This window comes from Saccharopolyspora ipomoeae (genome assembly GCF_029952525.1).
In the GTDB taxonomy this organism is placed as follows: Bacteria; Actinomycetota; Actinomycetes; order Mycobacteriales; family Pseudonocardiaceae; genus Saccharopolyspora; species Saccharopolyspora ipomoeae.
Map to the genome: position 1 here is coordinate 226,501 of NZ_JASAOF010000001.1, position 19,463 is coordinate 245,963.

Below are 19,463 nucleotides of genomic sequence, written 5' to 3' on the forward strand. Positions count from 1 at the left end.
CCGGGTGCTAGCTCGGCGGGCAACCTGGGCTCGTGCCGCTGACGCATCCGGACAACACGCCCCGCCCGCACCGCGACGAGCTCGCGGTGAACCCGATCTTCACGCGCGAACCCGTGCACGTGCCGGCCTACGAGTTCCCCGCCGACGGAACCGATCCCGAGGTCGCCTACCAGATCGTGCACGACGAGCTGATGCTCGACGGCAACGCGCGGCTGAACCTCGCGACGTTCGTGTCGACGTGGATGGAACCGCAGGCCACGCGGCTGATGTCGGAGTGCTTCGACAAGAACATGATCGACAAGGACGAGTACCCGCGCACCGCGGCCCTGGAGGACCGGTGCGTGCGGATGCTCGCCGGGCTGTGGCACGCGCCCGACCCGCAGCACGTCGTCGGCTGCTCCACGACGGGGTCGTCGGAGGCGTGCATGCTCGCCGGCCTGGCCCTCAAGCGGCGCTGGAAGGGCTCCGGAACGCCGAACATCGTGATGGGCTCCAACGTGCAGATCTGCTGGGAGAAGTTCGCGAACTTCTTCGAGGTCGAGCCGCGCTACGTGCCGATGGAGGGCGACCGGTTCACGCTCTCGGCCGAGGAGGCGCTGAAGCGGGTCGACGAGAACACCATCGGCGTCGTGGCGATCCTGGGCTCGACGTTCGACGGCTCCTACGAGCCGGTCGCCGAGATCTGCCGCGCCCTCGACGACCTGGCGGCGCGCGGCGGGCCGGACGTGCCGGTGCACGTCGACGGCGCGTCCGGGGCGATGATCGCGCCGTTCCTGGACCCCGAGCTGGTGTGGGACTTCCGGCTGCCGCGGGTTGCCTCGATCAACACCTCCGGGCACAAGTACGGCCTGGTCTACCCGGGTGTGGGCTGGGTCGTGTGGCGCACGGCGGAGGCGCTGCCGGAGGAGCTGGTGTTCCGGGTGAACTACCTCGGTGGCGAGATGCCGACCTTCGCGCTGAACTTCTCCCGGCCCGGTGCGCAGGTCGCCGCGCAGTACTTCTCGTTCCTGCGGCTGGGTTTCGACGGGTACCGCCGGGTGCAGCAGGAGTGCCGCGACGTGGCGATGCGGCTGGCCCGCGAGTTCGCCGAGCTCGGGCCGTTCGAACCGCTCACCGACGGCGGGCACATCCCGGCGTTCGCGGTCAAGCTCCGCGACGACGTGACCGATTATTCCGTTTTCGACGTCTCCGCTGCTCTGCGGGCCGGCGGCTGGCTGGTCCCGGCCTACGCGTTCCCGGCGAACCGCACGGATCTGGACGTGCTGCGGATCGTGGTGCGCAACGGCTTCAGCCACGACCTGGCGGATCTGCTGCTCGACGACCTGCGCCGCGCGCTGCCGATGCTGCGGGCGCAGACCGCTCCGGCGCGCGGCCGCGACTCGGCCGGCTTCGCCCACGGCGCCGGTTCACCCCGCGACTGAGGCGGGGCCGGGAAAAACTCCCGGAGAACGGGAAAGCCCTGCACGGAGCCGGTGCGTCGGGTCACGCTAAGTCGATCAGCTGATCAGGTCGCGCTCGCGGCCGACTAGCCTGCCCGGTTATGAGTCGTTCCGAGGACGCGAACGCGCGGCTGACCGAGCTCGCGCTGCAGGCGCGCCGCGGTGACCCGCACGCGATGGAGGCGTTCGTGCGGGAGAGCCAGCACGACGTCTGGCGCTTCGTCGCGCACCTGGCCGGCCCGCACCTCGCCGACGACCTGGCGCAGGAGACGTTCCTGCGCGCCTTCCGCAGCATCCGCCGGTTCAGCGCCCGCTCCTCGGCCCGCACGTGGCTGCTCAGCATCGCCCGCCGCGTGGTCGTCGACCAGATCCGCTACGAGCGCTCGCGCCCCCGCACCACCCACACCAGCCCGGACACCGAGCCGCACTCCCCGGACTCGGGCTTCGAGAACGTCGTCGCGCTCAACCTCCTCCTGGCCGACCTCGACCCCGACCGCCGGGAAGCCCTCGTTCTCACGCAGGTCCTCGGCCTCCCCTACGCCGAAGCCGCCCACATCACCGGCTGCCCCGTCGGCACCATCCGCTCCCGGGTCGCCAGAGCCCGGGACCAACTCCTCGCCACCCACTCCCACCCCGACGAAGAAACCGGCTGACCTCGGCTTGGGGACGTGGGTGGGGGAAGTTTTCATGAAAACTGTCACCCACCGACGTCCCCAAACCGAGGTTTCAACTGAAACCTCACCCACCTCGAGACGAGAGAACGTGCTGGTGGCGCGGTGTCCGGGGTTCGTCGAGCGAGGTTTCAGCTGAAACCTCCTCCGGGTGGGGGAAGTTTTCATGAAAACTGTCACCCCCTCAAGTCACGACAGTTTTCATGAAAACTGCACCACCCCTGAGGGAATCGGCGCCGGTGAGGACGCTCTGTCACTCGTGGGTGGGGGAAGTTTTCATGAAAACTTCCCCCACCCCCACCACCACCCACGTAGCGGCCTGGTGCCTCGTGGTCTCTCACCAGGTGACGGTTTTAGTGAGAACTGTCCGGACAAAACGGACGTTGATCATGGGTGATTCGAGGAAAATCCGTCCCCGGCCGACGAACGAACCCGACTGAACCCCCGGTGGGAACTTTTTCGGGTGCTCGGGCGACAGTAGGGGTGTGGAGTGTTCTGTGTGCCGGGAGGCGCTGTCGGCGCGGCTGGACGGTGAGGAGCCGCCGGTGGCCGCGGCCGAGGTGGAGCGGCATCTCGCCGGGTGCGAAGGGTGCCGGGACTGGGAGTCCCGTGCCGCGGCTTTGAGCAGGTCGTTGCGGGTGCGGGCGGTGCCCAGCACGCCCGACCTGACCGCGTCGGTGATGCGGTCGCTGCCCGCGCCCGCCGTGCGGCGCTGGCCGCGGGTGCTGCTCGGTGCCGTCGCCGTCGTCCAGCTCGTCCTCGGAGCGCTGCAGCTGGTGGGCGCCGGCGGGCACGAGGCGATGGCCGGGCACGTGTTCCACGAGAGCACCGCGTGGAACCTGGCACTGGGAGCCGGGTTCGGCTGGGCGGCCTGGCGGGTCCGGGCCGGTGCGGGGATGCTGCCGGTGCTCGGCGCGTTCCTGGCCGTGCTCACCATCGTCAGCGTTCAGGACCTGATCAGCGGCGTCGTCACGGCCGGACGTCTGGTCTCGCACCTGCCGCTGCTGGTGGCGCTGGCGTTGCTGCTGATCATCCGCCGCGATCACCGCGACCTGCATCCCGGACCGGGCCACGGCGCGCGACCCGGCGAGCACACCGCCACCACCGAGGACCCCGGCGAACCAGCGCCCCCGCGCGAACTCGGCCCGACCGCTTACCGCGAGGCGAGCTAGGAAAGTTCCACGCGGCGGAGCCGCCTTCGGGGGTTCCCACCGCGCAGAACGACCCCGACGACGGCTCTCAGCGCTTGCGCCCCATCGCCGCCCAGTAATAAGCGCTGTGCGGGTCGACCTGGTGATCCGGGTGGAGCTTGGTGACGCCGGCCGGTTCGGGGTCCGGGCGCCACGCCAGGACCGGGGCCACGCCGGGTTCGACCAGGTCCATGCCGTCGAAGAGCTCGGCCACCTCGGACTCGCTCCGCGGCTGGAACGGGATCCCCGACCGCTCCGCGGAGGCCACGACACCGGCCATCGCCTCGGGGTCGAAGTCGGCGGTGGGGTGGGTGATCGTCAGGTAGCTGCCGGACGGCACCGCGTCCATCAGCTTGCCGAGGACCTGCTGCACCTCGTCGTTCTCGCGGAAGTACATCAGCACCGCCACCAGCATCACCGCGGTCGGCTGCGTCAGGTCGAGCGTCCCGGTCAGCGCCGGGTCGGACAGGATCGAGTCCGGGTCGTGCAGGTCGGCGAAGAGGAACTTCGTCGCGCCCTCGTCGGTGCTGGTCATCAGCGCCCGAGCGTGAGCCAGGACGATCGGGTCGTTGTCGACGTAGACGACGCGGCAGCGCGGTTCGGCGCGCTGGGCGACCTCGTGGACGTTGCCGCTGGTGGGAATCCCGGTGCCGACGTCGAGGAACTGCCGGATCCCGCACTCCTGCACCAGGTAGCGCACGGCGCGACCGACGAACGCCCGGTTCGCGCGTGCCATCGTCTTGATCGTCGGGATGTGCTCGGCGATCGCCTCGCCCAGCGCGCGGTCGGCCTCGAAGTTGTCCTTGCCGCCCAGCCAGTAGTCGTAGACCCGGGCCTCGTGCGCGACGGTGGTGTCGATCTCGACCGGGAGCCGGCCGCTCTGCTGGTTCATCCGCGTCCCCTGGATCAGTACGTGTCCCTTAACTCCCGCAGCAGCTGCGGCGTGTCCTCCGGAGTGGCCGCCTGCACGCTGAGCATGTTCATCACCGCCTGGTACTGGTCCAGGTCGTTGCGCTTGTCGAGGTACAGCGCGCTGGTGAGCTGCTCCAGGTACACGACGTCGGGCAGGTCCGACTCCGGGAAGCGCACGATGGTGAACGGGCCACCGGCCGCGGCGTGCCCGCCGACGCTGTAGGGCAGCAGCTGGATCGTGACGTTGGGCAGCTCGGCGACGCGGATCAGGTGGTCGATCTGCCCCTGCATGATCCGCTCCCCGCCGATCGGACGGCGCAGCGCGGCCTCGTCGATGACCGCCCACAGCGTCGGCGGTTCCGGGCGGGTGAGGATGTCCTGGCGGCGCATCCGCAGCGCGACCCGGCGGTCGACCTCGGCGGTGGGCTCCTGCCCGTGCCCCAGCATGATCACCGCGCGCGCGTAGTCGGGGGTCTGCAGCAGGCCCGGCACGAACTGCGCCTCGTAGGTGCGGATGATCTCGGCGGCCTGCTCCAGGCCGAGGTAGGTCTCGAACCACGACGGCAGCAGGTCGCCGTACTGGTGCCACCAGCCGGGTTCGTTGGCCTGCCGCGCCAGCGACAGGAAGGCGGCGCGCTCGCTGTCGTCCCGCACGCCGTACAGGGTGAGCAGGTCGTTGAGGTCGCGCTCGCGGAAGCTGACCCGGCCCAGCTCCAGCCTGCTGATCTTGGCGTGCGAGCCGCGGATCGCCTCGCCCGCGGCCTCGCGGCTGATCCCGCGATCCTCCCGCAGGCGACGGAGCTGCCCGCCGAGCGCGATGCGCAGCACCGTCGGCCCCACCGCAGGACCGCTCTGCTTGGCGCTGGACCTGCTGCCCTGTCTCTCCGGCTCGATGCCCATCATGTCGATACCCCCATCGGGAGCAATGCGGCGTCCGATCGCCGCCAAAGCCAGTCAGCAGATTAGATCATCAAAGTCGCCTTCTTTAACCCCTTCGAGAAAAGCGGCGATTTCTTCGCGGGTGTAGACGAGCACGGGGCCTTCGGCGAACCGGGAGTTGCGCACCGCGATGCGGCCGCGCTCCAGCTCGGCGACCTCGACGCAGTTCCCGCTCGGGTTGCTGCGCGCGCTCTTCCGCCACCGCAGGTCAGACCGTCGGCTGAGGTCTGCCCATCGGGGGGCGTCCGACACCACGGTCTCCGGCATGAGTGCCTCCAACATTCGGGCGAAATCGCGTCCGTACGTGCACGTGTTCTTGCAAACGTTCTTGCATCTGCAAGGTCAGTCCGGGACAGTAGCAGCAGCAGGTCGAGTGCCGATCTTGATCCGTCAGCGGGAAACCGGCGTCCGGCGAACGGCCCCGGTGCACGTGGGAGGAGGCCGAGGGGCATGTTCCGCTTGTCGCGGCGTGAGAACCCCTGCCGCGAGCGTCCGATTCGCCCGGCTCCACCTCAGGATCGAGCAGCCCCACCCCGGGATCGGGTCTTCTGATGAGCGGGCTGGTGACGGTCGGAGCGTTATTCCTCTGCCTCGTGCTGGCGCTGCAGCTGCTCTCCGCGCGCCGCGCGCGTCGCGCCCTGGAGAGACGGCTCGCGGTCGCCGATCGCGCCGCGCACACCGATCCGCTGACCGGCCTGGCCAACCGCGCGGGACTGCACCGCGCGCTCGACCGGCAGCGCGCCACCTCCCGCCCCGGCGATCACGTCGCGATGATCCTGATGGACCTGGACGGGCTCAAGGAGACCAACGACCTCTACGGCCACGACTTCGGCGACAGCGTTCTGGTCGCGGCGGCCAAGCAGATCCAGGAGACCGTCACCCGGCGCACGCACGACGAAGCCGGGCTCGCGGCGTGCGCGGCCCGGCTCGGCGGAGATGAGTTCGTGGTGCTGCTGGGTGCCGACGTCAACAGCGGTGTCGCCGCCGAGGACGCCGAAGCGCTGGCCGACGAGCTGTGCGCGGGCATCGCTTCCGCCGAGGTCATGGCGGAGATGCCGATCCGCTGCACCGCCAGCGCGGGTGTCGCGGTGCTGCCGGCGCACCGGATGCACCAGCTGATCACCGCCGCGGACAAGGCCATGTACCGGGCCAAGTCCACGCGTTCCGGAACTTCCCGCTACCAGCCGCTCAACGACGTGTCGGAGCGGATCCCCCGGCACCGAACGGCTCTGGTTGCGCTGGAAGGCGGGGCCTTCCAGAAGGAAGCTCAGGCGTAAGCGGTCTGCCGGACGCCGCCGACCATGCGGTGGGCCTCGGCGTTGCAGGCCGGGCACGTCGTCCAGAGCCAGGCCATCTCGCCGACTTCGGCGCTCATCTGGCGGTCGCAGAGTGTCGTGATGGTGCTTCCGGCCGGGTAACCCCCGGAAGGCCGGGGATCGGTGCTCGCGTGACGCTCCCCTAGGGCCGGAACCCAATGGAACGGATGCATCCGCACTCTCCTTCGCTGCCGTTTCCCGACGCAGTACTGTATGTCTCGTCTTGCCTGATTCGAACCGGATCGCCCGGCATCACCGCCGAAGACAACCCAATCCGGGTAATCCGTCACTCAGATGGATTCAAGTCCCACGATCCCCGCGGTCGCAGCCAGGCACCGACCGCACGGCAAGGCCCCGTCCGAGGGAATATTCTCGATCGTCTCATGATCGAGCAGGAGCCCGCACGCTGTGCGTGTCACCCGCCCGTACCAATCCACCGCTGAAATCGCGTGCGCCTGGCGCAAAGTCACCTGATCAGCGGTATGCGATACCCAGAGGCATCCCACCTGCGAGTGCTGTGACCTCTCCCCCCGGGTGCTCCCGGCTATCCTCAGTGGCATGATCCCTCCCCGGATCGACTACGATTAATCGTAAGCACATCTGAGCGACGGAGTCGAGAGATGCGGAAGGGATGCACCACGATGCTTCACCCGGAACGGACGGAAAGCCCGATCTTCGGCGCCACCGGCTGGGGTTCGGCGTCCGCCTGCGGACCGAACGGCGGGAACTGCGTCGAGGTGAACTTAACCGTGCCCGGGCACGTCGGCGTCCGCGACAGCAAGCAGCTCACCGGGGACGTCACGCTGGACTTCGACACGGCCAGCTGGAGCCGCTTCCTGCACCGCGCGCGAGCCGGAACCTTCGACCTCGGCTAGATCGTCGCAGCTCAGAGGCAGATCGGGATTAATCGCCTTCGGCGCCCGACGCGGACGGTGACCCGTTTGCCGCACAACCACGTCCGAGTGCATTAGAGTGTTGTTCTTGACAGGCGCGTTTGCGCTTGTCAGACGTGGTGACGGCGAAAGCATACGAGCGGAGATCTGGTGCCGAGCACGGTAACTTCGCGACGCAGGCAGCTCGGGAACGAGATCCGCCGCGCGCGGCAGGCCGCGAGCATGACCCAGCAAGAAGTCGCCGAGCTGCTGGGATGCAGCCAGGGCAAGATCAACAAGATCGAGTCGGGCACGGTCGCGGTCAAGAACGCCGAGCTGCAGAAGATGCTGGAGGCCTTCAACTCCGGCAAGGCCGAGTCCGAGCTGATGCTGGAGCTGGCCCGGTCCAGCTCCGGGCAGCGCGGCCAGTGGGCCGGCTACCGCTCCGCGGTGCCGCAGTGGTTCCGCACCTTCACCGACCTCGAACCGGCCGCCACCGAGATCCTGAGCTGGCACGGCGAGCGCATCCCGGGCCCGCTGCAGTCCGAGCACTTCATGCTCACCCAGTTCTCCGAGGACCGCGCCACCGACGTGACGGCGCTGGTGCGCAACCGCCTGGACCGCAAGCAGGTCTTCGACCTGCCGAGACCGCCCTACTACCGTTTCGTGCTCAGCGAGGCGGCTTTCCACCGGGTCCCCGGCGGCCAGAACCCGTCGGTGGCGCTGGACCAGGTCGAGCACCTGCTGGACCTGCAGTCGCGGTACCCCAAGGCGTACGTGCACATCCTGCCGTTCGACGTGCGGCTGCCCTACGTGCCCAACGACTTCACGATCATGCGCTTCTCCGACGGCACCAAGGACTTCGTGTTCGTCGAGCACGTCGCGGGCGGCCTCTACCTTGACGACGAGGACGACTTCAACCTCTTCAACGACGCCTGGGACCGCCTCCGCGGCGCCGCCCTCGAACGCCACGACACGGTCGCCTACCTCCAGGATCTCGCCAAGAAGTACCGGTCCCAGATCGACTTCTGATCCCCTAACCCCACCCGACGTCGAGAACCGCACAGTTCGTCGCACGAAAACCGGGGTTTTCGACGCGACGAACGGTGCGGTTCTCGACTTGAGCGCCCGGATCGGGCGGTGGGTCAGGCGACCGGGGTGGGGAGTTCGGACGGGCTCTTCCGGACGTCCCGGGGTGTTTTGGGGCGGGCGTGGGTGGCGTAGAGGGTGAGGCCGACGAAGACGACGCCGCCGACGAGGTTGCCGAGGACCGTGGGGATCTCGTTCCAGATGAGGTAGTCGGCGATGGAGAAGTCGCCGCCGAGCATGAGGCCGCTCGGGAACAGGAACATGTTGACCACCGAGTGCTCGAAGCCCATGTAGAAGAACACCAGGATCGGCATCCACATGCCGATCACCTTGCCGGACACCGACTTCGACATCATCGCGGCGACGACACCGGTGGAGACCATCCAGTTGCACAGCACGCCGCGCACGAACAGCGTCAGCATGCCCGCGGCGCCGTGCTCGGCGTAGCCGAGGGTCCGGCTCTCCCCGATCGAGCCGAGCTTCTGCCCGACGGCGTTGGGGTCGACGCTGAACGCGAACGTCACGATGACCGCCATCAGCACCGCCACGGTCAGCGCGCCCGCGAAGTTGCCGAGGAACACCAGCCCCCAGTTGCGCAGCACGCCGGTGAGCTTCACCCCGGGCCGCTTGTCCAGCCACGCCAGCGGCGCCAGCGTGAAAACACCGGTGAGCAGGTCGAAACCGAGCAAGTAGAGCAGGCAGAAGCCGACCGGGAACAGCAGCGCGCCGATCAGCGGCGCACCCGTCTCGACGGTGACGCTCACCGCGAACGCGGCGGCCAGCGCCAGGATCGCGCCCGCCATGTAGGCGCGGATCACGGTGTCCCGGGTCGACATGTGGATCTTGGACTCGCCGGCGTCGATCATCTTGCCGACGAACTCGGGCGGACTCACGTAGGACACGACAACTCCTCGAAGCCGGAAGGGGATGCGGATACCGTTCGCGGAACGGCGTCGTTCCCGGTCTGGCCAGCAGTGTCCGCAGCCGCGATGTCCCCGGTGTAACGCGGCCGCGAGATCCGCATCAACAGGAGCTCACCGCCGCGCGCGAGCCCTCGTCAGTCGAGCAGGTCGACGATCGCCGAGGCCATCGCGGCCGGATCGCCGGAGTCGGGCCGCAGCACCAGGTCCGGCTGCTCCGGACGCTCGTAGGCGTCGTCGACGCCGGTGAACCCGGTGATCTCCCCCGCCCGCGCCCGCGCGTAGAGGCCCTTGGGGTCGCGCGCCTCGCACACCTCGACGGGCGTGTCGACGAAGACCTCCACGAACGTCAGACCGGCTTCCCGGTGCGCCTGCCGGGCGCGCTCCCGGTCGGCGCGGTACGGGCTGATCAGCGACACGATGGACACCACGCCGGAGTCGGCGAACAGCCGCGCCACCTCGCCGACGCGGCGGACGTTCTCGGCCCGGTCGGCGGCGCTGAAGCCCAGGTCGGCGTTGAGCCCGTGTCGCAGGTTGTCGCCGTCGAGCAGGTAGGCGGGCCTGCCGGCGGCCACCAGCCTGCGCTCCAGCTCGACGGCCACGGTCGACTTGCCCGAGGCCGACAGCCCGGTCAGCCACACCGTCGCGCCCCGGGTCCGCCGCTGCTCGCGCCGGACCGCCGTGGACACCCAGGTCACGTTCGATTCGGCCACGTCCGGACCGGTGATCATGCCTGCGGCGACGGTGTTGTCGGTGGCCTCGTCGACGAGGATGAAGCTGCCGGTGGTGCGGTTGCGCCGGTAGGCGTCGAACAGCAGCGGCTGCTGGGTGCGCAGCCGGATCCGGCCGATCTCGTTGAGCGACAACGACGTCGCGGTCGTGTCGCGGTGCAGGGTGTTGATGTCGAGCCGGTAGTCCAGCTGCCGCACCTGGGCGCGGGTCGACCTCGTGGTGTGCTGGATGGCGTAGCGCGCACCGGGTTCCAGCGCCGAGCGCTCGGTGAGCCAGCAGACGAGGGCGTCGACGTCCTGGCCGGTGTGCGGGCGGTTCTGCGGGCGGCACAGCATGTCGCCGCGCGCGACGTCGAGGTCGTCGGTGAGCCGCACGGTCACCGCCTGCGGCGTGAACGCCTCCTCCAGCGGCTCGCCGCCGGGTCCCCAGATCTCGGCGATGCCGGTGGTGAAGCCCGAGGGCAGCACGACGACGTCGTCGCCGGGCTTGAGCACTCCCCCGGCGACCGTTCCGGCGTAGCCGCGGACGTCGCCGTCGCGGATCACGCACTGCACCGGCAGCCGGGCGTCGATGAGGTTGCGGTCGGAGGCGACGTGGACCTCTTCGAGGTGGTGCAGCAGCGACGTGCCCTCGTACCAGGGCATGTTCTCGCTGCGGTGCACGACGTTGTCGCCGCGCAGGGCCGAGACCGGGATGAAGGTCAGGTCCGGCGCGTCGAGCTTCATGGCGAAGGAGGCGAACTCGGCGCGGATCTCGTCGAAACGCTGCTGCGAATAATCGACCAGGTCCATCTTGTTGACGCACAGCACCAGGTGCGGGATGCCGAGCAGGCTGGCCACGAACGCGTGCCTGCGGGACTGCTCCAGCACGCCCTTGCGCGCGTCGATGAGCACCAGCGCGAGGTCGGCGGTGGAGGCACCGGTGACCATGTTGCGGGTGTACTGGATGTGCCCGGGCGTGTCGGCGATGATGAACTTGCGGCGGGGCGTGGCGAAGTAGCGGTGCGCGACGTCGATGGTGATGCCCTGCTCGCGCTCGGCCCGCAGCCCGTCGGTGAGCAGCGCGAGGTCCGGTCCGCCGTCGCCGCGGCCGGCGCGCTCGATGGCTTCGAGCTGGTCGCTGAGGATCGTCTTGGAGTCGTAGAGCAGGCGCCCGATCAGCGTGGACTTGCCGTCGTCCACGCTCCCGGCGGTGGCGAGGCGAAGCAGCTGCGTCATCGAAGCTCCTCTTCGGTTTCGCTGAGCGTTCCCGGTTGCCACGGCGAAGCCGTGTCTCCTTCCCCACCTCAGGCGCTCGCACCTCCGCGCGTCCGAGGTTCCGCTACCCGCACCGCCGAGCGAAAAGACCGCAGAACTCTCATCAGAAGTAGCCTTCGCGCTTGCGGTCTTCCAATCCGGCCTCCGAGATGCGGTCGTCCGCCCTGGTGGCGCCGCGTTCGGTGACCCGGGCGGCGGCGACCTCGGCGACGACGTCGGCGACGGTGCTCGCGGTGGAGGGCACGCAGCCGGTGCAGGTCGCGTCGCCGACGGTGCGGAAGCGGACGGTGGCCTCGTAGGGCTGCTCGTCCTCGCCGGGTTCCAGGTGCGGGTTGGTGGCCAGCAGCATGCCGTCGCGCTCGAAGACGGTGCGCCGGTGGGCGTAGTAGATCGGCGGGAGCTCGATGCCCTCGTCGAGCACGTACTGCCAGATGTCGAGCTCGGTCCAGTCCGACAGCGGGAAGACGCGGATGTGCTCGCCCTCGCGGTGCCGACCGTTGTAGAGGTGCCACAGCTCGGGCCGCTGGTTGCGGGGGTCCCACTGGCCGAACTCGTCGCGGAAGCTGAACACCCGCTCCTTGGCGCGGGCCTTCTCCTCGTCGCGGCGAGCGCCGCCGAAGACGGCGTCGAAGCGGTGCTCGGCGATGCTGCGCAGCAGGGTCCGGGTCTGCAGGCGGTTCCGCCCGGCCCCGGGTCGTTCGACGGAGCGGCCGGCGTCGATGTCGTCCTGCACGCTGCCGACCAGCAGCTCCAGGCCCAGGCGCTCGACGGTGCGGTCGCGGAAGTCGATGACCTCGGCGAAGTTGTGGCCGGTGTCGACGTGCAGGACCGGGAACGGCAGCGGCGCGGGCCAGAACGCCTTGAGGGCCACGTGCAGCATCACGGCGGAGTCCTTGCCGCCGGAGAACAGCAGCGCCGGGCGTTCGAAGCAGGCCGCGACCTCGCGGAAGACGTGCACCGCCTCGGCTTCCAGGCCGCGCAGGTGGGTCAGTTCGTAGGTCGTGGTCACGACGGACCCGCCCTTCCGATCAGAACCTGATATAGAACAAGTTTCACAGAAAAGTAGAACAAGTTCTTGCGCTTGGTCAAGGTGCGCGGAAAGCTGGGGCCATCCCGGACGGACCGAGCGAGGAGGCGTCGTGGACCTGGTCGCGCTGGAGGAGATCAAGCGTCTGAAGTACCGCTACCTGCGAGCGGTCGACCTGAAGCTGTGGCACGAGCTGGCCGACACCATCACCGAGGACGCGGTCGGCGACTACGGCACCGAGGCGGCCGGCGAGAAGCTCCACCTCGTCGGGCGCGAGAAGATCCTGGAGTTCATGCGGGAGAACCTCGGCCCGGGCATCATCACCACGCACTTCGCGGGCCAGCCGGAGATCGACGTCGACGGCGACACCGCCACCGGGACCTGGTGCTTCGAGGACACCGTCATCGCCACCGAGTTCAAGACGATCATCCGGGGCGCGGCCTTCTACGAGGACACCTACCGCCGCGAGTCGGACGGCGAGTGGCGCATCAGCCGGACCGGCTACACCCGGACCTACGAGTTCCTGCACACCTTCGACGACCTCCCCAACTTCACCCTCACGGCCAACCGCTGGGCATAGAACTCGTTCTACGAAGGAGGATCCTGTGCTCACGCAGCCTTTCGCCGACGCTGTTGCCGAGGCCGAGGAGGTCATCAAGGGCGCCAAGCACATCCGCACCGATCAGGACCTGGTCGAGGGGTACGACTACCTGGCGGGCAGCATCCAGGCGTCGATGATGCTGGCCTGGGCGTTCGAGCGCGATCACCCGTACTTCATCCAGTCGACCGGCCCCTACACGAAGATGGGCCTGGACAACCCGGACGCGCTGTACTTCCACTCCTACATCCGCGACGACGCCGAGTACGTGGTGACCGGGAAGCGCGGCAGCACGACGGATCTCAGCTTCCAGGTGCTCAACGGCGACTACTCCCCGGTGGACGTCCCGGACAGCCTCGCCGCGTTCGACGACCGGCGCATCACCGTCGACGACAACGGTGATTTCGAGGTGCGCTTCGGGCCGGGACCGGCCGGGCCGAACTACTTCACCCTCGCCCCCGGTTCGGCGATGCTGGTGGTGCGCGAGGTCTACAGCGACTGGGACACCGAGCGGCGCGGCCTGATCCGGATCCGGCGGGCCGACACCGCGGGCACCGCTCCCCCGCCGCGCACGATGGACCTGATGACCAAGCGCTACGGCGTGGCCGGGAAGATCCTGCTCAGCCGGTTGCGTACGTTCCTCGCGTTCCCCGAGTGGTTCTACCTCAACCAGCCGGTGAACACGATGAACGAGCCGCGCTCCACGCCGGGCGGGCTGTCCACCCAGATGTCGTCCGCCGGGCACTTCGAGCTCACCGACGACCAGGCGATGATCATCACCGTGCCGCGTTCCGAGGCGCCGTACCAGGGTTTTCAGCTCGGCAGCCCCTGGTACATCTCCACCGACTACATCAACCACCAGACCAGCCTCACCGCCGAGCAGGCGCGCACCGATCCCGACGGCAAGATCCGCTTCGTGCTCGCCGAGCGCGATCCGGGCCTGACCAACTGGATCGAGCTGACCGGGCACCAGCGCGGCTACATGCAGATCCGCTGGCAGCGCCTCTCCCGCGACCTGGGACCCGAGGACGGCCCGGAGGTCGAGGTCGTGCCGTTCGGCGAGCTGCCGAAACGCCTTCCGCACCACGAGGAATCGCGCATCACGCCCGAGCTGTGGCGCGAGCGCATCGCCGCGCGGCAAGCCGCCGTGCACAACCGGATGCTGGGGTGAGGCCGATGCTGGACGGACTGCTGCGCGACAAGGTCGTCGTCGTCTCCGGGATCGGGCCCGGCCTGGGCCGGTCCCTGGCGCTGCGCAGCGCGCAGGCCGGGGCCGACGTGGTGCTGGCCGCGCGCACCGAGAAGCGGCTCGAGCAGGTGGCCGACGAGGTGAGCGAGCTGGGCCGCCGCGCGCTTGTGGTGCCCACCGACATCACCTCCGAGGACGACGCGGCGAACCTGGTGTCGCGGTCGGTGGAGCACTTCGGGCGGGTCGACGCGCTGATCAACAACGCCTTCGCGATCCCCCCGCTCGCCGACCTCGCCGACACCGACCTGGACGCGATCCGGCAGGGCTTCGAGACCACCTCGATCGCCGCGCTGCGGATGACCAGGCTGTTCGCCCCCGCGCTGGCCGAGACGCGCGGCGCGGTGCTCATGGTGAACTCGGCCGTGCTGCGGCACTCCCGCCGCAACTACGGCGCCTACAAGATGGCCAAGTCCAGTCTGCTGTCGCTGGCGCAGAGCCTGGCCACCGAGCTCGGGCCGCAGGGAGTGCGGGTCAACACCATCGCCCCCGGCTACATCTGGGCGGACTCGCTCAAGTGGTACCTCGGCTACCTCGCCGAGCAGCGCGGCATCACCCGCGACGAGGTCTACGAGGAGACCGCCGCCACCACCGACCTGCGAAAACTCCCTGAACCGGACGAGATCGCCGACGCGGGCCTGTTCCTGATCTCCGAACTCTCGCGGATCATCACCGGCCAGTGCCTGGACGTCAACGCCGGAGAATTCCACCACTGAGGAGCTGCTCATGAGCATCGGTCGTGAGGACGTCGGCACCGTCGAGGACCTGCACGCCTCGGCCACCCGGCTCGTCGGGCTCGACGACTTCGGCACCGACGACTACACCGACGGGCTCGGCGTGCTGCTGGAGTCCTACGAGCGCGACGCCGGGCTGACGCCGCTGGGCAACAAGGTCGCGCGCGCGTTCCTGCGGGGCGCGCTGACCGCGCGGCTGATCAGCGAGGACGCGTGGAAGAAGCACCCGCAGCACGCCGAGGTCGCGGTCGAGCGCCCGATCTTCGTCACCGGGCTGCCGCGCACCGGCACCACGGCGCTGCACCGGTTGCTCACCGCCGACCCCGCCAACCAGGGCCTGGAGCTGTGGCTGACCGAGGTGCCGCAGCCGCGCCCACCGCGCGAGACCTGGGCCGACGACCCGGTCTTCCAGGGGATCCAGCAGGGCTACACCCAGCACCACGTGGAGCACCCCGAGTTCATGGGCGTGCACTACATGTCGGCCGAGCAGGTCGAGGAGTGCTGGCAGCTGCTGCGGCAGTCGACGCGGTCGATCTCCTACGAGTGCCTGGCGCACCTGCCGACCTACTCGCGCTGGCTGGCCGGCCAGGACTGGACGGCGGCCTACGCGCGGCACAAGCGCAACCTGCAGCTCATCGGGCTGCCGGACCGGAACCGGCGCTGGGTGCTGAAGAACCCGAGCCACCTGTTCGCGCTCGACGCGCTGCTGGAGACCTACCCGGACGCGCTGGTGATCCAGACGCACCGCGAGCCGCGCACCGCGATCGCCTCGGTGTGCAGCCTCGCCGCGCACGCCACCCACGACTGGTCGGAGACCTTCCGCGGCGAGACCATCGGCCGCGACCAGCTGGAGCTGTGGTCGCGGGGCCTGGACGAGTTCACCGCGGCCCGCGCCCGGCACGATCCGGACCGCTTCTTCGACGTGCGCTACGAGGACTTCACGGCCGACCCGATCGGCGTTGTCCAGCGGATCTACCGGCACTTCGGGATCCCGCTCGACGACGCCGCGACGCGGGCGATGCGGGACCTGCACGCCGAGAGCACCGCCGGTCACGCCAAGCCCGCGCACCGCTACTCGCTGGCGGACTTCGGGCTGCGCGGAGAAGAGGTCGACGAGCGCTTCGCCGGCTGGGCTCCGGTCGGTTAGATTCCGGGCGGATTCGACGCACCGGAGGGCGAAGCATGGCGTACGGCGACTACCAGCTGGAGATCTACCTCAACGGTCTGAGCGGGGTGCTTCCCGACCTGCCGATGGAGTTCGAGGAGCTGGAGGAGCGGGCGAAATCCGCCATGTCGCCCTCGGTGTGGTCCTACGTCCACGGCGGCGCGGGGTCGGAGCGCACGCAGCGCGCGAACGTCGCCGCGTTCGACCGGTGGGGCCTGGTGCCGCGGATGTTCGTGGGCGCCGAGGAGCGCGACCTCTCGGTGGACCTGTTCGGGATGACGCTGCCGTCCCCGGTGTTCATGGCGCCGATCGGGGTGCTGGGCATCTGCGGGCAGGACGGGCACGGCGACCTGGCCACCGCGCGGGCCGCCGCGCAGACCGGTGTGCCGATGGTGGCCTCGACGCTGTCGTCGGACCCGTTGGAGGACGTGGCGGGCGAATTCGGCGGCACACCGGGGTTCTTCCAGCTCTACACGCCGAAGGACCGGGATCTGGCGGAAAGCCTGGTGCGCCGCGCCGAGAAGGCGGGCTACAAGGGCATCGTCGTCACGCTCGACACCTGGATCCCGGGCTGGCGGCCGCGCGACCTGGCGACCTCGAACTTCCCGCAGCTGCGCGGGCACTGCCTGAGCAACTACTACACCGACCCGGTGTTCCGGGCGGGTCTGGACAAGAGCCCCGAGGAGGATCCGGGCGCGGCGGTGCTGCGCTGGGTCTCCACCTTCGGCAACCCGCTGACCTGGAACGACCTGCCGTGGCTGCGGTCGCTGACGGACCTGCCGCTGCTGGTCAAGGGCATCTGCCACCCCGACGACGTCCGCCGCGCCAAGGACGGCGGCGTCGACGGCATCTACTGCTCCACCCACGGAGGCCGCCAGGCCGACGGGGGGCTTCCGGCCCTGGAGGTCCTGCCGGAGGTCGTCGACGCGGCCGACGGAATGCCGGTCCTGTTCGACTCGGGAGTCCGCAGCGGCGCCGACGTCATCAAGGCCCTCGCCCTGGGCGCCACGGCGGTCGGCGTCGGCCGCCCCTACGCCTACGGGCTCGCCCTCGGCGGCACCCCCGGCATCACCCACGTCCTCCGCAGCCTCCTCGCCGAAGCCGACCTGATCATGGCCGTCGACGGCTACCCCACCCTCTCCGACCTCACCCGTGATGCCCTCCGCGCGCTCCGCTGAGCCCGTCTCGGTGCGCGGGTGGTCACCAGGGGACGGTTTTTCCTCGAATCACCCATGATCAATGTCCGTTTTGCCCGGACAGTTCTCACTAAAACTGTCCACTGGCGACCACCTCACCAGGCCGAGCGCTCGGAGGGCCCGATCGGACGAAGAGCGGGGTCACAGTCGGAATCGATAACGTGCGGGGCGCCAGGAGCGATCTTCCCGGTGGAGGTAAAACCTACCTTTACTCGGAGATCGGAGGTCGCGATGGCGCAGGTTCTGAGCCTGGCGTTCGTCGGCTCCGCCGTCGTGCTGCTCATCGCCGTGCTGATCGTGCGGGAGAGCGGACGTCGGAGCACCGCGCGGTGGGAGCTCGAACGGGAACGGCTGCGGCGGGACACGCTCACCCAGCTCGCAGCGGACGACCGGGAGCACGCACGCGCGCTGCTCAAGAGCGCCCGCGAGCTGTTCGGCGCGGGCCACACCGCGACCGCGGCGATCCTGGAGATGCAGGCGACCGACTACGAGATGCGCGCCGACGACCACGAAGCCGCGCGCGCCGACCCGACCTTGCCGATGTTCCCGGCGCGGCAACGACAACTCTCCCTCTGACCACCGGAAACCGGGGCCTGCGCGGCACTTTCGCGCAGGCCCTGGCGTGGTCTCGACCATTCGCGGCGAAACCGCGCCGCCGAACGGACGATCGGCGCTCACACCGGACCGCCAGGGTCCCGCCGCGTTGCGACCACCGATAGACTCCCCGAAAACGTGATCAAATCCACGGGGAGCGCGGCACCGATGGCCATCGAAGGCGAAGCCGCCGACGTCGGGGCGGCGGCCGGCATCGACACCAGCAAGGCGAGCATCGCGCGCGTCTACGACATGTTCCTGGGCGGCAAGGACAACTTCGCCGTCGACCGCGAGGTCTACGAGACGATCCAGGCCGTCTCACCGCACGGCGACGACGTCGCCCAGTCGATCCGCCGCTGGCTGATCCGCGTGGTGCGCCACCTCGCCGGTTCCGAGGTCGGCATCGACCAGTTCCTGGACATCGGCTCCGGGCTGCCGACCGTGGAGAACACCCACGAGATCGCCCAGCGCCACAACCCGGACGCCACCGTCGTCTACGTCGACAACGACGCGACGGTCGCCGCCTACGGCCGGGCGCTGATGGAGGAGAACGACCTCACCCACTTCGCCACCGCCGACCTGCGCGATCCCGCCGCGCTCCTGGCGACGCCCCACGTCGCCAAGCTCGACTTCGACCGGCCGGTGGCGATGATCCAGTGCGCCACGCTGCACCACATCGACGACGCCGACGACCCCGCCGCGTTCATGCGGGCCTACGTCGACGCGCTGCCCTCCGGCTCCTACCTGGCGATCTCGCACTGGTGGGACCCGGTCGACGAACTGCCCGAAGGGCACCTGATGGCCCGCGAGCTGGAGCAGCGCTGGCGCGAGTCGTCGATGGGCAGCGGGCGCTACCGCACGCGCGAGGAGATCGGCGTGCTCTTCGGCGGCCTGGAACTCCTCGAACCCGGCCTGGTGGAGCTCAACCACTGGTGGCCGGACGGCCCCCGCATGCGCGAGATCTCGCTGGTGGAGCGCCTGATCCTCGGCGGCGTCGCCTACAAGCCCTGAGCACGGCGCCTGCGGTCAACCCGCGCGCGGTGCGCCCTGATGCGCGTCCACCCGGTCAGCGCTCGCGCAGCGCCGTGCGCAGGATCTCCGCCTGGTCGTCATCGAGCGACGCGACGAAGTGCGCCAGGACGACCTCGGGCGCCCCGGAGCCGTCGAGCACCTGGCCGAGCATGCGCGCGGCGGCCTCCTCGCGGCTGCGCGTGGGCCGGTAGCGGTAGGCCCGACTCTCCATCTCCCGCTGCACCCAGCCCTTGCGGTGCAGGTTGTCGAGCACCGTGAGCACCGTCGTGTAGGCCAGCGATCGACCGGTGTCGAGCCGATCCAGCACTTCGCGCACCTTGACCGGCTCCGGTTCCTCCCACAGAACCTGCATCACAGCGGCTTCGAGCTCACCCAGAAAACGCATGGCCCCTCCTCCCCGGGGCACATCGTACGTCGGGGATGCGCACGTCGCGCACGCTATGTGAATGGCCTTCGGGTTCAGCGCGGACGCCCTCCCTGAGGACCGGCACGCCCGTGGGAACCCCGTTGACCGCCAATCGGATTCACATCTACT

Annotated in this window: 21 protein-coding genes; 13 read left to right on the top strand and 8 right to left on the bottom strand. The window is 69.5% G+C overall.

The features are described 5' to 3' along the window. The first annotated feature begins 32 nt into the window (after positions 1 to 32). From gad to QFW96_RS01150, 3 genes are all read left to right on the top strand, one after another. On the top strand, positions 33 to 1,421 hold the full coding sequence (gene gad, locus QFW96_RS01140) for a glutamate decarboxylase (protein WP_425524701.1): 1,389 nt from the start codon (positions 33 to 35) through the stop codon (positions 1,419 to 1,421). 119 nt (positions 1,422 to 1,540) lie between these two features. After that, positions 1,541 to 2,092: an RNA polymerase sigma factor SigC gene (gene sigC, locus QFW96_RS01145; protein WP_281453572.1), complete on the top strand. Its 552-nt coding sequence runs from the start codon at positions 1,541 to 1,543 to the stop codon at positions 2,090 to 2,092. A gap of 503 nt (positions 2,093 to 2,595) precedes the next feature. Then, a complete protein-coding gene (locus QFW96_RS01150) occupies positions 2,596 to 3,282 on the top strand; it encodes a zf-HC2 domain-containing protein (protein WP_281453573.1) in 687 nt (228 codons plus the stop codon). A 67-nt stretch (positions 3,283 to 3,349) separates the two neighbouring features. Here the strand turns inward: QFW96_RS01150 and QFW96_RS01155 are convergent, their stop codons facing one another. The 3 genes from QFW96_RS01155 to QFW96_RS01165 are packed head-to-tail and all read right to left on the bottom strand — an operon-like array spanning position 3,350 to position 5,418. Further along, positions 3,350 to 4,192, bottom strand: a complete 843-nt coding sequence (locus QFW96_RS01155; protein WP_281453574.1) for an SAM-dependent methyltransferase — start codon at positions 4,190 to 4,192, stop codon at positions 3,350 to 3,352. Between the two features lie 14 nt (positions 4,193 to 4,206). Continuing rightward, positions 4,207 to 5,115, bottom strand: coding sequence for a helix-turn-helix domain-containing protein (locus QFW96_RS01160; protein ID WP_281453575.1), 909 nt, complete (start codon positions 5,113 to 5,115; stop codon positions 4,207 to 4,209). 51 nt (positions 5,116 to 5,166) lie between these two features. Continuing rightward, positions 5,167 to 5,418 (bottom strand): DUF397 domain-containing protein, encoded by a 252-nt coding sequence (locus tag QFW96_RS01165; RefSeq protein ID WP_281453576.1) that lies wholly within the window; start codon positions 5,416 to 5,418, stop codon positions 5,167 to 5,169. A 284-nt stretch (positions 5,419 to 5,702) separates the two neighbouring features. Here QFW96_RS01165 and QFW96_RS01170 point away from each other — a divergent pair, with 284 nt between their 5' ends. Continuing rightward, on the top strand, positions 5,703 to 6,428 hold the full coding sequence (locus QFW96_RS01170) for a GGDEF domain-containing protein (protein WP_281453577.1): 726 nt from the start codon (positions 5,703 to 5,705) through the stop codon (positions 6,426 to 6,428). On the opposite strand, the gene QFW96_RS01175 is transcribed toward QFW96_RS01170, so the two are convergent. Next, positions 6,419 to 6,640, bottom strand: a complete 222-nt coding sequence (locus QFW96_RS01175) for an HC3 family zinc finger protein (protein ID WP_281453578.1) — start codon at positions 6,638 to 6,640, stop codon at positions 6,419 to 6,421. The genes QFW96_RS01170 and QFW96_RS01175 overlap by 10 nt on opposite strands. A 468-nt stretch (positions 6,641 to 7,108) precedes the next feature. Between QFW96_RS01175 and QFW96_RS01180 the strand changes: the two genes are divergently transcribed. Both QFW96_RS01180 and QFW96_RS01185 read left to right on the top strand, forming a co-directional pair. Then, complete coding sequence (locus tag QFW96_RS01180; protein ID WP_281453579.1) at positions 7,109 to 7,342, top strand: DUF397 domain-containing protein; 234 nt, start codon at positions 7,109 to 7,111, stop codon at positions 7,340 to 7,342. Between the two features lie 168 nt (positions 7,343 to 7,510). Further along, a complete protein-coding gene (locus QFW96_RS01185) occupies positions 7,511 to 8,371 on the top strand; it encodes a helix-turn-helix domain-containing protein (RefSeq protein ID WP_281453580.1) in 861 nt (286 codons plus the stop codon). A 113-nt stretch (positions 8,372 to 8,484) separates the two neighbouring features. Here QFW96_RS01185 and QFW96_RS01190 read toward each other — a convergent pair whose 3' ends face one another. From QFW96_RS01190 to cysD, 3 genes are all read right to left on the bottom strand, one after another. Next, positions 8,485 to 9,330, bottom strand: a complete 846-nt coding sequence (locus tag QFW96_RS01190; RefSeq protein ID WP_281453581.1) for a formate/nitrite transporter family protein — start codon at positions 9,328 to 9,330, stop codon at positions 8,485 to 8,487. A 155-nt stretch (positions 9,331 to 9,485) separates the two neighbouring features. Further along, positions 9,486 to 11,297, bottom strand: coding sequence for an adenylyl-sulfate kinase (gene cysC / locus QFW96_RS01195; protein ID WP_281453582.1), 1,812 nt, complete (start codon positions 11,295 to 11,297; stop codon positions 9,486 to 9,488). A 142-nt stretch (positions 11,298 to 11,439) separates the two neighbouring features. Then, a complete protein-coding gene (cysD, locus tag QFW96_RS01200) occupies positions 11,440 to 12,345 on the bottom strand; it encodes a sulfate adenylyltransferase subunit CysD (RefSeq protein ID WP_281453583.1) in 906 nt (301 codons plus the stop codon). A 130-nt stretch (positions 12,346 to 12,475) separates the two neighbouring features. Between cysD and QFW96_RS01205 the strand changes: the two genes are divergently transcribed. The 7 genes from QFW96_RS01205 (at position 12,476) to QFW96_RS01235 (ending at position 18,907) form a co-directional block, all read left to right on the top strand. Further along, positions 12,476 to 12,943, top strand: coding sequence for a nuclear transport factor 2 family protein (locus QFW96_RS01205; protein ID WP_281453584.1), 468 nt, complete (start codon positions 12,476 to 12,478; stop codon positions 12,941 to 12,943). A gap of 25 nt (positions 12,944 to 12,968) precedes the next feature. Then, the gene (locus QFW96_RS01210; protein ID WP_281453585.1) at positions 12,969 to 14,132 is read left to right on the top strand and encodes a hypothetical protein; all 1,164 of its coding nucleotides are present in this window, start codon (positions 12,969 to 12,971) and stop codon (positions 14,130 to 14,132) included. 5 nt (positions 14,133 to 14,137) lie between these two features. Beyond that, positions 14,138 to 14,923 (top strand): SDR family oxidoreductase, encoded by a 786-nt coding sequence (locus QFW96_RS01215; RefSeq protein ID WP_425524702.1) that lies wholly within the window; start codon positions 14,138 to 14,140, stop codon positions 14,921 to 14,923. 10 nt (positions 14,924 to 14,933) lie between these two features. Further along, the gene (locus tag QFW96_RS01220) at positions 14,934 to 16,088 is read left to right on the top strand and encodes a sulfotransferase family protein (RefSeq protein WP_281453586.1); all 1,155 of its coding nucleotides are present in this window, start codon (positions 14,934 to 14,936) and stop codon (positions 16,086 to 16,088) included. Positions 16,089 to 16,123: 35 nt separating this feature from the next. Further along, on the top strand, positions 16,124 to 17,284 hold the full coding sequence (locus QFW96_RS01225) for a lactate 2-monooxygenase (protein ID WP_281453587.1): 1,161 nt from the start codon (positions 16,124 to 16,126) through the stop codon (positions 17,282 to 17,284). A gap of 249 nt (positions 17,285 to 17,533) precedes the next feature. After that, complete coding sequence (locus tag QFW96_RS01230) at positions 17,534 to 17,878, top strand: hypothetical protein (RefSeq protein ID WP_281453588.1); 345 nt, start codon at positions 17,534 to 17,536, stop codon at positions 17,876 to 17,878. A 186-nt stretch (positions 17,879 to 18,064) separates the two neighbouring features. Beyond that, entirely contained in the window at positions 18,065 to 18,907 is an 843-nt protein-coding gene (locus QFW96_RS01235) for an SAM-dependent methyltransferase (protein ID WP_281453589.1), read from the top strand. Positions 18,908 to 18,962: 55 nt separating this feature from the next. Here the strand turns inward: QFW96_RS01235 and QFW96_RS01240 are convergent, their stop codons facing one another. Then, positions 18,963 to 19,313: a BlaI/MecI/CopY family transcriptional regulator gene (locus tag QFW96_RS01240; RefSeq protein WP_281453590.1), complete on the bottom strand. Its 351-nt coding sequence runs from the start codon at positions 19,311 to 19,313 to the stop codon at positions 18,963 to 18,965. Positions 19,314 to 19,463: the final 150 nt, after the last annotated feature.

What these genes read in the sequence shown, in the direction of transcription:
- sigC (WP_281453572.1), top strand. Translation starts at nt 1,541, where the DNA reads ATGAGTCGTTCCGAGGACGCGAACGCGCGGCTGACCGAGCTCGCGCTG.
- QFW96_RS01155 (WP_281453574.1), bottom strand. Translation starts at nt 4,192, where the DNA reads ATGAACCAGCAGAGCGGCCGGCTCCCGGTCGAGATCGACACCACCGTC.
- QFW96_RS01160 (WP_281453575.1), bottom strand. Translation starts at nt 5,115, where the DNA reads ATGATGGGCATCGAGCCGGAGAGACAGGGCAGCAGGTCCAGCGCCAAG.
- QFW96_RS01165 (WP_281453576.1), bottom strand. Translation starts at nt 5,418, where the DNA reads ATGCCGGAGACCGTGGTGTCGGACGCCCCCCGATGGGCAGACCTCAGC.
- QFW96_RS01170 (WP_281453577.1), top strand. Translation starts at nt 5,703, where the DNA reads ATGAGCGGGCTGGTGACGGTCGGAGCGTTATTCCTCTGCCTCGTGCTG.
- QFW96_RS01175 (WP_281453578.1), bottom strand. Translation starts at nt 6,640, where the DNA reads ATGCATCCGTTCCATTGGGTTCCGGCCCTAGGGGAGCGTCACGCGAGC.
- QFW96_RS01180 (WP_281453579.1), top strand. Translation starts at nt 7,109, where the DNA reads ATGCTTCACCCGGAACGGACGGAAAGCCCGATCTTCGGCGCCACCGGC.
- cysC (WP_281453582.1), bottom strand. Translation starts at nt 11,297, where the DNA reads ATGACGCAGCTGCTTCGCCTCGCCACCGCCGGGAGCGTGGACGACGGC.
- QFW96_RS01215 (WP_425524702.1), top strand. Translation starts at nt 14,138, where the DNA reads ATGCTGGACGGACTGCTGCGCGACAAGGTCGTCGTCGTCTCCGGGATC.
- QFW96_RS01220 (WP_281453586.1), top strand. Translation starts at nt 14,934, where the DNA reads ATGAGCATCGGTCGTGAGGACGTCGGCACCGTCGAGGACCTGCACGCC.
- QFW96_RS01225 (WP_281453587.1), top strand. Translation starts at nt 16,124, where the DNA reads ATGGCGTACGGCGACTACCAGCTGGAGATCTACCTCAACGGTCTGAGC.
- QFW96_RS01230 (WP_281453588.1), top strand. Translation starts at nt 17,534, where the DNA reads ATGGCGCAGGTTCTGAGCCTGGCGTTCGTCGGCTCCGCCGTCGTGCTG.
- QFW96_RS01235 (WP_281453589.1), top strand. Translation starts at nt 18,065, where the DNA reads ATGGCCATCGAAGGCGAAGCCGCCGACGTCGGGGCGGCGGCCGGCATC.
- QFW96_RS01240 (WP_281453590.1), bottom strand. Translation starts at nt 19,313, where the DNA reads ATGCGTTTTCTGGGTGAGCTCGAAGCCGCTGTGATGCAGGTTCTGTGG.